Raw genomic sequence first — 13,860 nt, forward strand, 5'->3', positions numbered from 1 at the left:
TTTATTCGACGCGGATCGCCGAGAGATCGACAAAGTTGTTGAGATTGCCAGAGCGAAATCCATCCAGGTCGAGCGTCACCGCGCGAAATCCAAGCGCGTGAAACTTCTTGGCCAGCTCCGATCGCAGCGGATCGGTCGCTAGGGGGGCGATCCACTGCGGCGTCACTTCGATCCGAGCAATATCTCCGCGATGGTAGCGGACGCGGAACTCACGTAGTCCTTGCTGTCGCAAAAAGGCTTCGGCCGCTTCGATCAGCGCCAACCGCTCTGGAGTCGCTTCTTCTCCATAGGCGATGCGACTGGCCAGGCAGGGCGAAGCCGGCTTGTCGTGGACCGATAGATTCCAATATTGGGCCAAGGCGCGAACGTCGGCTTTGGTCAACCCGCACTCGATCAGCGGCGAACGGACTTGATGATTTTTAGCGGCGATCATGCCAGGACGATGATCCCCTTGATCGTCAACGTTGGCGCCGTTGATGATCAACGGCGCGTCGATCGCGGCGACAAGCGACTCGATCTGCGAATAGAGTTCGGTCTTGCAGTGGAAGCAGCGATCTGGCGCGTTTTGAATGTAGAGCGGGTTTTGCGTTTCTTGCGTGTCGACGATCTCATGGCGAATGCCGATCTCGGCCGCGATCCGCTTCGCTTCTTCAATCTCGCTGGCCGGGACGCTTGGACTGCGCGCCGTCACGGCGACGGCGCTCTCTCGCAAAGCCAGCTGGGCGGCTTGGGCGACAACCGCACTATCTACCCCGCCGGAGAGTGCGACGGCGCACCGGTGATACGAAGCAATCTGTTGAGTCAGCAATTCGGCTTTTTCGGAGGTATTCAACGCTAGGTCTATCTGGCGAGCAAGGCGAGTTCGTATGCGGTTGAGCTTCCTGCATTGTATCGAATTCCGCTGCCCAGGAATTGGGAGCCGGAGAAAATCAAAAACCTGCCCCAACGAGGCGCGCCCACGAAAAAAGATCGCCCTAGCAAGGCGAGCCGGAAGAATTGAGAAGCGGCAGTCGACGCGGGAGCGTTACTTCGCTTGGGAATCGAGCTCGATCGTCAAGTGCGTCGACTTGACATCGGAAACGTCAAACGTCAGGCCCGACTTGTCGAACGAGTTGTACTTGGCTGGCAGTAGATTTTTCTCCGTCACCGGAGGCACATAGACTTCGGGATCGAAGTTGGTGTTGATATTCGTCACCACCGTTTTACAGACGCGCACTTTGTGCGAACCGGCTATCGCTCCATTGCCGGCTTGGACGGTCACAAGCGTAAAATGGCCAGATGCGTCAGTTTCGGCTGTGCCGATCAAGTTTTGCTGCGTTTCGTCGGCCGGTTGAAACAGCACTTGCGCCCCTTCAACCGGTTCTCCGTCCAACATCACAACGCCGGTTACAGGATAGAGCATCACCTGACGACTTTCGCTCCAAGTGCCGACCTGACCGCAGCCGATGAACAAGAGCAAACTCGCCATGAGGGCGCTCAGGGAAAGTAGATTCGTTTTCATCATATTCAAGACTTTCAGCCGATGAAGAGAGATCGAACGATGGGGACTAATAGTTGCTGGTAGCGACTTCACCGCCAGACTTCGATCCCAGGCTTCCCCAGACGCCAAACGGACTGGCCGAGCCACTTGAATTCGATGGAATCGAAGCGGCGAGATTGCCGGTATCGATCGTTTGCGAGATGAAGTGAACGCTGCCATCGACGAACAGGGCTTCAACGCCGCCAGGATGCCGACTACTGGCCGTATAGAGCCCTCCATTTAGTTGCGAACTGCAGGTGGCGCTGTTCGGAGGCAAGATCGTCGTCAAAGCGCAGTAACCGGGGCGACCGTCAGGCCAGCGATAACCAGAGCAACGATTTTGGTCGATGAGCGAGCTTGAAGCGGTGTACATGCCGTTTACTAACCGGGCTTGGCAATTGATTGGATTCGTCGAGTCATTGGAAACAGCTCTTCCAATTTGGTTGTCAGCCGGCGGCTTAATAAACTCGGACATTGCGATGGTGTTGGATAGCCCGTCGGTGACGTCACGAAACTTGACGTGCAATTCCATGCCGAAGATCCCACGAACGCCGAGCGGTTTGACGTCGGTGCCGGAGACCGAATAGTCGCTGCCGACGCAATCGCCCATGCTAAGTGAGTAATTGATTTCGCCAAATTCGCTGCCGATGATCGAATCGGAGGGACACAAGAACCCGTCGACTTGCGACTTCGCTTGCCAGGGCGCAAATGACGTATTCCAGACGTACTGCGTATTGGTCATCGCGGCCTGATAAAGATTGTCTTGCTCCATGAAGGGGAGCAAAGCGACATAGGCGGAGAAGCGTCGCGGCGGGTTGGCGTCAACAACCGTCGACGCGTCTGTGCCTCCTTGGCGATAGGGCATTGTTAGGAAAGTGTCATGGTAGTTGTGCAGCGCCAAGCCGAACTGTTTCAGATGGTTGGTGCATTGCATCCTGCGGGCCGCTTCGCGGGCTTGTTGGACGGCCGGCAGCAGTAGTGCAATTAAGACGCCGATGATGGCGATGACAACCAACAATTCGACGAGCGTAAAGCCCGATCGAGTGGACGAACGAGTCATGTTCAGAGTCCCTTGTTGTTTTGAGAAGCTGCGTAGGATACGGAGAAGTGAAAGAAAGTGTGGTGGTTCTGAGACCGATTCTATCGGCACTAGCGGGTGGTGCAATGATATTGTGATGGTTTATAGAAGTTTAATTCTGAAATTTCGCCTTGCTGTGATCATCTCGGCCTTGCGCAAAAAAGCTCGCCTTAGGGCGAGCTTTTTAGTATTCGTTAGGTTGTGGTGGTAAGCTTAGGCGCCGTATTTACCCAAGCGGCCTGCGTTGGCCATGGCCAGCGTCATCAGATATTGGGCTTCAAACTGGCCCAGTCCGCCGACCATCGCCGTCTTTTCGCCAAAGCTGGTGTGCCCGTCAAAGCGGCAGCAGTTCGAGGCCAGCAAAGTCGGGACGGGGTGCCAGCTATGGCTGGACAAGAACGATGGCGTGCTGTGGTCGCCGGTGACGACGATCACTTCGGGGTTGAGCGCGGTGATCCGCGGCACTTCGGCGTCGAACTCTTCGGTCCGCTGGACCTTCATGTCGAAATTGCCATCTTCGCCGCTTGAGTCGGTGTATTTGAAGTGGACGAAGAAGAAGTCGTACTCTTCCCAATGCTTCTCGAGCAGGTCGATTTCTTCGCCCAGCGTTTGCGGCTCGCCGATGATGTCCATGCCGACCAGGCTGGCCAGACCTTTGTACATCGGATAGACGGCGATCGCGGCCGCTTTCAGGCCATAGACTTCTTCAAAAGAGGGAATGCTCGGCTTGGCCGAAAAACCACGCATGGTCAGCGAGTTCGCCTTCTTCTCGCCGGCCAGCAGTTGGGTCGCTTTTTGGAAGAACTCCAGCGCGACCTTGGCGGTCTTTTCGCTGGCGGCGTCGGCCGCTTTCGGATCGAGCGGTTTGACGCCGGTCGCTTGCGGGTCGGTGTCATGGACATCGCCGCCGAGACCTTCGCCGCGGAACAGCACGACAAAACGATGTTCTTTGACCGGTTCGACGATGATCTCGATGCCGTCAATTTTCACTTCCCGCAGTTTGATCGCCAGCGGAGCGCTTTCTTCGGTCGGAATGCGACCGGCGCGACGATCGGTGATTTTGCCGTCTGCGTCGACCGTGCAGAAGTTGCAGCGAACGGCGACGTCCCCATCTTTCAGCACCAGACCGATACCGGTCGCTTCCAACGCTCCGCGGCCGATCAGGTATTTGAGCGGATCGTAGCCGAACAGCCCCAAGTGACCGGGACCGCTGCCGGGGCTGATGCCCGGTTTGACCGGAATGCTGCCCCCTTGCACGCCGCGAGCCGCCAACGCGTCGAGATTGGGCGTTTTGGCCGCTTCCAGTTCAGTCGGGCCGCCTGGCTTTTGCGGCAGGCCTCCCAAACCGTCGCCGACATACATGACGATCTTCGAGTCGTTTTTGGCTTGTAGACTGCGAACGAGTTCAATTTGATCCATGATGCGGTCTTCCGTCGGCGTATTTTTTTAGGATGTTTCAGGCAGATTTCGCTTCGCCGCAGGCTAGGAGAGAACCGCTGGCGACAGCGCTGATTATCGACTTTTCGGCCGTGATCACAACCGGGCGCCAGCCAAAGGGGAGGGGAGAACGATCCTCCTTAGCCCAGGTAATTTTCACATTATCGACGGTGCAGGCGACTTTCAGGCGTTACGAAGGGGCACGCTTGACCCCAGCGCCGGCATCTCCCTGGAAGAATTCCTGATGCCCCGGCGAAGTCCCTACTACGGGCGACCCGCAAAATCGGCGGGAAATTCAAACTCAAATTGATGGCCGGCGACGTTGGGAACATGTTTGGTTCCTGCACACAGCACTTCGTCGGTGGGAAGAAAGGTCCAAGCTTCGACGCGATTTTGGGCCGGGTGAAACCGGTAGAGTCGGAGCCAACCGGTGCTGTAGTCGCAAAGCAGTTGATGGACCTGGTTGCCGTGATCGCCTTGAGCGACTTCATGCAACGAATGGCTGCGGCTTTGATCACCGCAGCAGACCATGAAGAGGTTCGCATGTTTCCGAAAGCATTTGTTCCACATTTCTTCCGCGGTATTGCCTCGCTCCTCGTGGATTTTCGTCCATTGCATCCGTCCCTTTGGCGCGTCGGTGTAATCTCTGTTCGACTTCGGATGTTGCAACGGGCCCAAGCACATGTGCGTGGTGATAATGGCGCAGCGATCGGCGTGCGCTTGCAGAACTTCATCCGCCCAAGCCAAGACGTCGTCCGGTGCGTTGCACTCCAAATGCAAAAAGACAAAGTCGATGCCGCTGCTGGAAAACAATTGGAAACTGTTGGCGTTATCGCCAGAAATGGCTCCGCTGTCCGTTTGGGGCGTATAGCATCCGCCGTACCAGTCGCAATCAGCGAATCGCTCGGCGGGAAAGTACTTCTGGAAGAGGGACGAATCGCCCGACTTGGTCATGTCATGATTGCCGACCGAAATTCCGTACGGCAGGATTCCGTGCAACTGGTCCATGCACTGCTGAGCGACTGTCCAATGCTCGTCGATATTCTTATCGACAATATCGCCCACGTGACTGGCGAAGACGATGTTCTGCTTTTCCTGGTTTTTGACAATCCAGCTAACGTGATCAGAAAATATCGGATTCGCTAGTTCGCCGTCTGCGGGATGATACGACTGCGTATCGGGGATGACCGCGATGGAGAATGATCCGGCGACCGGAGCGGGTAGGTGTTGGTTTTCGGCCAGCGCCGGCGTAGTAAAAATTCCCCACTGGCAGATCGAGCTCAGGGCCAGCATTAAAAACAAGAACTCTCTTCGCTCGAAAATTGTCAACGGTTCGTTTCTCTTCAGAGGTATGGTGTAGCCATAAAAAAACGGCGGGCGGTCTGAGGCAATCTCAGACTGCTCCACCGTGAGAAATTGTAACGAGTTATCGTCTTTTCTTCTTGGGGATTTCCACTTCTAAGTCGTAGGTGGAATTCTCGTGCGGGAACTCGTGCGTGGTGACGAACGTGCGAAATAACGGCTCGACGATGGTTTCTCCATCCACGTCCAATTCCGCTTTGGTTTGGAAACCCTCAACTTCGATCTTGTAGGCGCCTCCGACCAGACCTTTGCCGTACTGCGTCGAGTACTTGCCGTCTTTGACATAGGCGATGCACGCCGGGCCTTGATTGCCGGCGGACGCATCCGGAGCAAAAATGATCTCACCTTCGGGCAAGGGTTGCCCTTGAAAGGTGATGACGCCGGAGACTTGATATTTTCCTGGTCCGACATCGCCGGCGCCGCATCCGCAGATTGCGATCAGCGAGGACGCCAGCAATAGGAACGCCGTCAAGGAAGCCGCTTTTCGGGGGAAGAACTGATTCACTATTCTTCTCCTCCGATCGGCAGACCATCATTGCGGATGCCCAATTGGCGATAGATATCGAGATTGATCGTTTCGGCCGTGAAATCGACCGAAGCGTCAGCTAGCAACATGTTGCAGCCGCCGGGGTGAAAACTGCCAAATAGGCGAGAGTATCCCGTTCGCGAATCGGCGCCGGAAGCGGGGACCGTGCCGCCGGTCGGAATCCGCGAATTGATCGGCTCGTACGTGCCGGCCAGCGTCGCCGGATGCGGCATGGTCGAGCCTGTGCCGAGTCGAATCGACGAGGCCCAGCTCAAGTAAAACGTGGAAGTCGTGCCGGCGTCGGTCAAATGGTACTTCGTTTCGCCGACCAGAAACGTCTTGGTCGTTCCATCGGTAATATCGCGAAACCTGCTGTTCGAGTTGGCGAACATAATGCCGTTCACGAAGAAGACGTTCGAGTTGCCTCCGGAACAGTTGACGTTGCTCGAAGAGCCGCCCCCTTGGACGCCAAAATAGTTCAAGTTGTTCACGCCGTTTCCGGATGCGGGATCGGAAGGGCATTGGTACTTGGAGTTTTGTTCGTACCACAGCGGATAGTTCTGTGATGAGCTTGAAACTTGGCTGGTGAACGAAGCCGACAACGGCAGCTTGAAGTCGTATTGGTCGTGGCGCGAGCCTTCTTCCATAAACGGCAGAATCAAAACCGTCCAAGGCGCTCCTTGCGTGGCCGATCCACTGTTGCACCAGTCATCGCCCAATCCCTTGGTCACCTTTTCAGCGACGATGCCGCCTGGCGGGAAGCCCTTGTGCGTATCGTGATAGTTGTGCAGCGCCAGACCAATTTGTTTCATCTGGTTGACGCACTGAATTCGCCGCGCCGCTTCGCGTGCTTGTTGAACCGCCGGCAGCAACAACGCGATCAAGACGCCAATGATCGCAATCACCACCAACAATTCGACCAGGGTAAATCCCCGGCTTCGTTTCATCATCAATTGCATCGTTTTTCCTCTGTCCACTCAAGCCAAATTCCACCGCAATGCGTTGGTGATAATGCAGGCTGCATCCCACTGTCGCACGCACAATTTGCATAAGTCTAATCGTGGAAGTGAAGGAAACGTGAATGTGAGATGAGGATCGCAAATGCTCGATAAGTTCTAAACAATCGAGCGAGAATTCGAGACAAAAACATCGCGAAAACAATTTGAGATAGATTGCTTTCCTAAATAAGTTCCATGGCTTTTGGGGTGATCGCAATGTGCAAGAGAGGGGGTGAAGGCGCGTGATATCAAAGGGAATGTCAGCTGAAATCAAACGGCGCCCGCTTTTTACAAAGAACGCCGCAGGGAACCGTTGCGGCGTTCTTTCTTTGGGCAAAGTTAATCGCTTTATCGAGATGGTGAGCGACGCGGCGCATCTCGTCGGTTGCGATCTTTTTCGAGACTGTCGATCAAGTCATCCAAGGGATCCAACAAGGCGCCGTCTGCGAACGCGTCGTCGTGCAGATCGGGGTGACGCGGGCGTCCGTCTTGTGGGGGCTGCGGACAATCATGATCCTGGTTGGGTTTTGTCGTTTTACCGAAATCGACGTTATGAATCACTTGGCCGCCGACCGAGATCAACACGTCTTGCGTCTTGGCGATCGGACCTTGCGGCGTTCTCAGCAGCACCTGAATTTGATAGTCGCCGGTCTCCTGAAAATCGGTGAACCGATAGTCGCCGCGCGCGTTGGTGATCGTTTCGGCGACCACTTCTCCTTCGTCGTTGAGCAATTGCACAGTGACGCCGGCTTGGCCTTGCGGACGATCATTGACGCGATCCTGCTGATCACCATCGGCGAAGACCGTACCGGAGACCGATGCGGACATGAAAAAGACGTTCTCTTGCAGATTGGTGACGGTCGTATTTCGCTGAATGATATCGGACAGCGTGGTGTTCTCAATTCGATCGATATCCTGGGGAGAGAAAATGTTTTCGTAGTAGAACCGATCGCCGTCGCGCAGACGTGTGAATTGATCGACGATGATCGCTTGATTCAACTCTCCCAGACTGCTCCCCTCGACATGATCTTCAGCCAGCGCACCGACCCACAGATCGATGTTGTCGACCGTTCCATACAGATCTTCCAGCGCCTGCTGCCGTTCGACGTCTGAGGTAATCTCGGCGAAACTGGTGACCCGCGGCAATCCATACGCTTCCCGCACCGAGTTATAGTCGGCCAATCCATGGTCGCGACCGCGCTGGATGTTGAGCGTCGCCAAGTCTAATCCGCCTTGGCCGGGGGCGCCAAACAAAAAGTTGCGGACGCTGTCAACAATTTGATTGTCAAGTTCCTGCGACTGCGATGATGCGGCGTACTTGAGCAGCGAATCGATTCCATGTTCCTTCACAAGACTCGGATTAAAGAAGGCTTCGGCCAAGGTTACTTCTTCGGCTACCGCACGTCCGTCGTTGCCAAAAAACTCGATGTCATCGTTCAGCAAACTATGTCCCAGCCGATAGGCGGCGGTGGCGAATTCGTTGGTGATGTTGGGATTGACGGTCGGGTCATAGCCGGCGTAGTCAGAAATCGCTCCTTCTCCCAGCAGCGCCGGCAAGAATTCGTTGAATGTGATCGACTGAATCTCGGCGATGACGATGGCCCGCGCTTGCTGATAGATTTCTTCGTCGCTGAGCGAAGGATCTTGAGCGGCGATCTGGTCAGCCCACTGATTATGCTCGCGTACGAACAAAGTTTGCAGCGAAGTGAGTTCAATGTTCTCACTGGCGCGGATGTCGCCGGCGTAGAAGTTTCCTTCTTCGTCGGTGGGAAGCAAATCCCCATCGCTGGTCTTCAGCTTTCCTCCTTCAAAGGTGCGTAGACCATCGGCGATCTCTTGGCTCGATCCGTAGACTTGCGAGCCGTCGACAAACGCGGTGATCGAGTTGAACTGCTCGCGCGGGTTGTCGACGCTATCGCCGGTCGTCGGATCAAACAGGGAGCGGAAAAACGGAATCACGTCGTCACCGCTGGAGTCTGGATCGAAGTAGGGATCACCGGTCGGAACGGCGACGTTGGCCGCTTCAGTATCGCCCGACTCAGTCAGGTCGATGTCGTGATCCAGGAATTGTCCCCAGACGTAAATGAACGCCGAGAGTTGTCGCTCGTTGCCTGTTGCGTCCGGGTCTTGGGCGGCGATTGCGTTGCTGATTTCGCGAGCGCTAGGGCGATCCGCGTCGGCAATCTCCGAGATTCCATCGGCATAGTCGGCTTCGGCGGCGCGCAAAAATTGCTCGCCGGTGCTGCCGAGGTCGGGATTTTCCAGGTTGTTTCCGCTCCCGTCGATCGAGCGGATTTCGTCGGTGGTTGGGGTCGGAATCGACTGCGGAGGATGCATCATCGCATCGTCGATTGGGGCCATCGACAGCACATCGACAGCGAAGAGTTGGCGCAGTTCCAGGGTTTCCAGCGACGCTCGGCGCGCACCGCGAGACAGTTTGCTTCTCATGGGGTTTTTCCTTCTCAGTTCCGGAGTTCCGCCTTGCCCTACTGTTTAAAGCGTAGATGAAACCTGCGAAGGAGTCTGCGATTTTGCAGGGGAAAATTCGAAATATTGGGGTGTGAGAATGGGAAGAGAAAGAAGAGAACTCGGCAGGGCCACGGATGAAGAACGGAAGAACACGGGAAGAATCAAAGAGAAAATGTTGGACAAGAAGCCGCCCGAATCAGATATCCAGCTCATCCACCGCATCCATCAAATCATCCAACTCATCCCGCTCTTCCGTCGGTTTGTCGGCTTGGCGTTTGGGGATGCCGACCGATGCGCCGACGGCGTCGCGGCCGGCCATCAATAACTGTTCGTCTCGTTCGCGGACGGCGGTATCGACGGCGTTGGGATCTTCGGCCGGTTTGCCAAAGAGTTGCGAGAGGTCGATCTTCAATCCCCCTTCGGCGACGATATCACTGCCGGCGATGGTCGGCGTTTTGTGTTGCGGGAAGATGATCGCGTTCTCGGGGCAAACGCGACTGCACGCAGGGCAACCTTTGCGGCAGTTGTCGGGCTGCTCAACCAGGATTGTATCGATGCCGTCGACGCCGTAAACGCCGAACAGACAGAAGTCGATGCACTCCATGCAGTTGGTGCAGCGGCTGTAGTCGATCACGGGATACCAGCGGCGGCCGCCGGTCTCTTCGATCCGGATCGGCTCGATCGGCGCTTCGTGATTTGCGCCAACGTAGGTGTCGTTGGTCGGATGATCGTGCCGCAGTTGTTGCAGCGGCGTCACGCCGAACATTTCACCGTTACTATTACCGTTGCCGTTCGCTGGGGGAGGATCGAGCGTCAGGCCGCCTAACTGCATCACTTGCGGCGTTTGCTCGGCGGCGATGCGTTGGATCTCTTCGACGTACTCGTCCACTTTATTCGAGACGCGCAGGTCCAAGCAGTAGATGTAGCGGTTGGAAGGGGGACGCGAATCGGCGACGCGCTGCTTTTCGGCTTTCTCTTCTTCATCTTCCAGTTCGTCGAGCTCATCCTCGTCGACTTCGTAGGTGAGCAGCGACGTACCGATCTTGCCGTGGATACCGTTGCGATCGAGCGTCCAACGCGCGGCCCGCTCGAACATCCACGAGATGATCACCATGTTGCCGGAGATCCCCTCAAGACAGAGCATCCCCGGGCCGTCTGGTTTCAGATCGTACAGATGAGGAACGATCGTCACTTCGATACCGGGCTCAAACAGCAATCGGGCGACGATTTCCTCTTCGAGGTTCCGTTTGGCCGGATTCTGGCTTTGTCCTTGACTGAGGACGACGGTCAGTTTTTTCGCCATGGGGTTACTCGTTGAGTTGGCCTTTGATCGTGCGCTGGGTAATTTCCCACACCCCCGCGAGGTGCGTCAGATATTCTTCCGGCGACATTAATTCGTCACCGGGGCCGTCGATTTCGTACAGCCACCCAGCTCCATACATATCCAGGTTAATCTGCGAAGGGTCGCTTAGCAGCGCCGGGTTCAGCGTTGTCAGCTGACCGGCCAGCGGAGCGTACAAATCGCTTTCCGCTTTGCTGCTCTCGATGAAGCCAATTTCCTGACCTTGCCGCAAGTTGGTAGGCGCGTCGACGCTCCACTCCAAAAAATAAACGTCTTGCAACAACCGGACCGCGTAGGCGGTAAAGCCGAAGCGGTAACCTTGCTGGCCGTGACTGATTTGAACGCGGCTGGCCCAAGTATGGTTTTTGGCGTACTGGCGATCGGTCGGAAACGTGGCCTCGAACTTGCCCATCATGAAGACAAGAGAGTCGTCGCTCATGTATAGCGAACTCCCTGGTGTTGCTCTTCAAAGAACGGGGGCAACAGGCCGTCGGCCCGCAGCAGTCCGTCGCGCGTCAGTTCGATCCGATTGCCGTCGATGGTCGCCATGTCGGTTTCGACATATTCATTCCAGATCGGCTGCCATTTCTCGACGATGTTGACGCCAAATTTGGTTTGGAAGTAATCGACGTCCAAGTAACCTCGCTTTAACAGCAAGATCGTTTCGCGAATCAGCATTTGCTCGGGCGTCGGCCGATAGGCGCGCTTTAGCGGCAGTTGCTTTTTCTCGAGCAGATCGCCGGTGTAGTCGGCCCACTCGGTTTTGTTCTGGTAGTGAACGCCAGAGATGTGCCCAAAGCTGGCGACTCCCGTCGCTAACAGATCGGCGCCGCCGAACAAGTTGTCGCGGTAGCTGAAGCTGATCTTGGTCGGGTCTTTGATCATCGTGTAGGCGCTCGACTGCGAGTAGCCGGCTTTAGCCAACTCATCAAAGGCGTAGCTGACCCAGGCTCGCTTGGTCGGCCAATCGGCGACCGGCGTTTCGATCTTGTTCCCCAAGATGTCTTTGGAATAGACCGTGTTGAACGGCAGTTCCATCTGATAGATGGTGACGCACTCGGGCGACAGCTCCAACGTTTTCACCAGATTGTCTCGCCAAGTGTCCCATGTCTCGCCAACCATTCCAGCGATCAAGTCAATATTGACGTTGGGGAACTGCGCCTGCTCGATCCATTCCCAAGCTTTGTAAACCTCTTTCGAGAGATGCGCGCGGCCGTTCTCTTCCAGGATCTTGTCGGAGAAGCTCTCGATCCCCAGACTCAACCGGGTGACGCCCATGTCGCGGAGCGTCTTGACCTTGGTCTCGCTTAGCGTGCCAGGCTCGCACTCAAAGGTGACTTCTTCGGCCTGGTCCCAACTGATGCTCTTGCGCAGGCGATCTTCCAGCCGTTGCAGTTGCTTCGGGCTGAGGAACGAAGGCGTACCGCCGCCAAAGTAGACGAAGCGGAACGGTCGTCCCCCCATCGCCGCTTGTTTGCTGACCAGCTCAATCTCATCGACCAGGGCCGAGACGTAGGTCTCGACTTCAGAACCATTCTTGTCGGTGTAAACGCGGAAATAGCAGAACTTGCAGCGTTTGCGGCAGAACGGGACGTGCAGATACAGACCCAACGGCACGCCAGGTCGCGGCTCGCTGGCCAGCGCCTGTTGCAGATCGGGAATGTAGTCCTCGCTCCACTGCGAAAAGGGAGGATAGTTCGAGATGAAGTAGCTGCCGACCTCGGTTTTGACTGAATCGGTGGCCATGAAGCTCCTGCGGGTTAATCGTGCAAACTTGCCGCACTGTTATTTTGATTTCTTACCAAAGCAATAGACGTTGCCGTCATCGCTGGCGATCAGCAACTTGCCGTCACTGATCGCGGGTCCGCCGGTGAAACTACCGCCGGCTTCATAGCTCCATGCTTCGGAGCCGTCGCTGATTTTCAAGCCGTAAACTTTGCCGTCGGACGAACCAAAATAAACCTTGTCGCCGGCGATAACCGGCGAACTGTCGATCCGTCCACGGGTCGGAAACGACCAAAGCTGCTTGCCGTTGGTCATATTGACGGCGGCGACACGTTTGTTGCGTCCGCCGATGATCGCCAATTTGTCGGTGACTGCGGCGCTGGCGCGAAACGCCTGACGTCCGCGATCATCTTCATGGGTCCAACGGACCACCGCTTTTTTCCAGTCGATGCCGTAGAGCGTTCCCCCTTCGGTCCCAAAGACGACCAGGTCGCCGTGAACGGCCGGAGTGCTGCCGGTCGGTGCGTCAATCGGCACGCTCGCAGCGCTCGTCCCTTTGTCGAGATCGATGATGTGCAGCTTGGCGTCGCAACCGGCGACAAAGCCGCGATTTTCGACGATGGTCGGCATGCAGCGAATTTGATCGGCGATTTCGTACTTCCAAACCAGTTGGCCATCGGCCGCGGTCAGGCAATAGAGAGTCGCGTCTTGCGAGCCGATCAGCAATTTGTCTTGATAAAAGTTAACGCTGCCGTTGATCTCGGCGCCCGTTTCATAGGTCCACAAAACGTCGCCGGTTTTGGCGCTTAAGCAATGAAGCAGACCGTCCATGTCTCCCAGATAAACTTTGCCGTCGCGATAGGCGGGCGAACCATAAAAGCCGGTGTCGATCGATTTTTTCCAGATCTCTTTGCCGTCGGCAAGATTCAATGCGTAGATCGCACCGTCCAGATCGCCGATATAAACAACGTTGTCGACAACGGCCGGGGTCCCTTCAAACGCGCCTTTTTCGACCGCGTACTTCCAGAGCAACTCTAGATCGGCTGGCAACGATTCGGCGGCAACTCCGCTGGCAACCGGATCGGCCCGAAAAAGGGGCCAATCGGCCTGGAGCGGCGCACACCAAAACGCGATGATCAGCGCAGACAAAATGCGAGACATGGCGTAGAAGGCTCCAGCGGCGGGAAAAGGAATGCGGCGACTCTCTATTCTACCAAAAGCAGGCGCCATTGGCACACGCTTGCTCTCCGAGAGCAGTTTGTAACGATAAGGCTATCAACCGACCTGGCTGATTTTTGGTGAATTTCCCAACATTCCAGCAAATCTGACCTATTAGCGACGAACTACCCCCGCGGTGTGGCGTAAATTGGCGTAATTCAGGAGTTTTCTCCGCCGCACTGATGC

The 13,860-nt window shown here is 56.0% G+C and carries 12 protein-coding genes; all 12 read right to left on the minus strand.

Features of this window, described 5'->3' with window-relative positions; translation table 11 throughout:
• Position 1 precedes the first annotated feature (1 nt).
• Positions 2 to 832, minus strand: a complete 831-nt coding sequence (larE, locus tag M4951_RS07450) for an ATP-dependent sacrificial sulfur transferase LarE (RefSeq protein ID WP_262025853.1) — start codon at positions 830 to 832, stop codon at positions 2 to 4.
• Positions 833 to 1,024: 192 nt separating this feature from the next.
• Positions 1,025 to 1,468 carry a DUF4198 domain-containing protein gene (locus tag M4951_RS07455; RefSeq protein ID WP_262025854.1) on the minus strand — a complete coding sequence of 148 codons (444 nt, stop codon included), beginning with the start codon at positions 1,466 to 1,468 and terminating at the stop codon, positions 1,025 to 1,027.
• A 79-nt stretch (positions 1,469 to 1,547) separates the two neighbouring features.
• Positions 1,548 to 2,579 carry a DUF1559 domain-containing protein gene (locus M4951_RS07460; RefSeq protein ID WP_262025855.1) on the minus strand — a complete coding sequence of 344 codons (1,032 nt, stop codon included), beginning with the start codon at positions 2,577 to 2,579 and terminating at the stop codon, positions 1,548 to 1,550.
• Between the two features lie 231 nt (positions 2,580 to 2,810).
• Entirely contained in the window at positions 2,811 to 4,016 is a 1,206-nt protein-coding gene (locus M4951_RS07465; protein WP_262025856.1) for a 2,3-bisphosphoglycerate-independent phosphoglycerate mutase, read from the minus strand.
• Positions 4,017 to 4,298: 282 nt separating this feature from the next.
• Complete coding sequence (locus M4951_RS07470) at positions 4,299 to 5,327, minus strand: metallophosphoesterase (protein WP_262025857.1); 1,029 nt, start codon at positions 5,325 to 5,327, stop codon at positions 4,299 to 4,301.
• 133 nt (positions 5,328 to 5,460) lie between these two features.
• Positions 5,461 to 5,901 carry a hypothetical protein gene (locus M4951_RS07475; protein ID WP_262025858.1) on the minus strand — a complete coding sequence of 147 codons (441 nt, stop codon included), beginning with the start codon at positions 5,899 to 5,901 and terminating at the stop codon, positions 5,461 to 5,463.
• Positions 5,901 to 6,872: a DUF1559 domain-containing protein gene (locus M4951_RS07480; protein ID WP_262025859.1), complete on the minus strand. Its 972-nt coding sequence runs from the start codon at positions 6,870 to 6,872 to the stop codon at positions 5,901 to 5,903. The genes M4951_RS07475 and M4951_RS07480 overlap by 1 nt, the downstream gene beginning before the upstream one ends.
• Positions 6,873 to 7,268: 396 nt before the next feature.
• Positions 7,269 to 9,281 (minus strand): peroxidase family protein, encoded by a 2,013-nt coding sequence (locus M4951_RS07485; RefSeq protein WP_262026904.1) that lies wholly within the window; start codon positions 9,279 to 9,281, stop codon positions 7,269 to 7,271.
• 304 nt (positions 9,282 to 9,585) lie between these two features.
• Positions 9,586 to 10,692: an ATP-binding protein gene (locus M4951_RS07490; RefSeq protein ID WP_262025860.1), complete on the minus strand. Its 1,107-nt coding sequence runs from the start codon at positions 10,690 to 10,692 to the stop codon at positions 9,586 to 9,588.
• Between the two features lie 4 nt (positions 10,693 to 10,696).
• Positions 10,697 to 11,170, minus strand: a complete 474-nt coding sequence (locus M4951_RS07495) for a glycine cleavage system protein H (protein ID WP_262025861.1) — start codon at positions 11,168 to 11,170, stop codon at positions 10,697 to 10,699.
• Positions 11,167 to 12,477, minus strand: coding sequence for a coproporphyrinogen-III oxidase family protein (locus M4951_RS07500; RefSeq protein ID WP_262025862.1), 1,311 nt, complete (start codon positions 12,475 to 12,477; stop codon positions 11,167 to 11,169). Before M4951_RS07500 ends, M4951_RS07495 begins: the two co-directional genes overlap by 4 nt.
• 39 nt (positions 12,478 to 12,516) lie before the next feature.
• The gene (locus M4951_RS07505; protein WP_262025863.1) at positions 12,517 to 13,617 is read right to left on the minus strand and encodes a PQQ-binding-like beta-propeller repeat protein; all 1,101 of its coding nucleotides are present in this window, start codon (positions 13,615 to 13,617) and stop codon (positions 12,517 to 12,519) included.
• Between the last annotated feature and the right edge of the window lie 243 nt (positions 13,618 to 13,860).

The sequence above is a fragment of the Blastopirellula sp. J2-11 genome (genome assembly GCF_024584705.1).
Lineage (GTDB): Bacteria > Planctomycetota > Planctomycetia > Pirellulales > Pirellulaceae > Blastopirellula.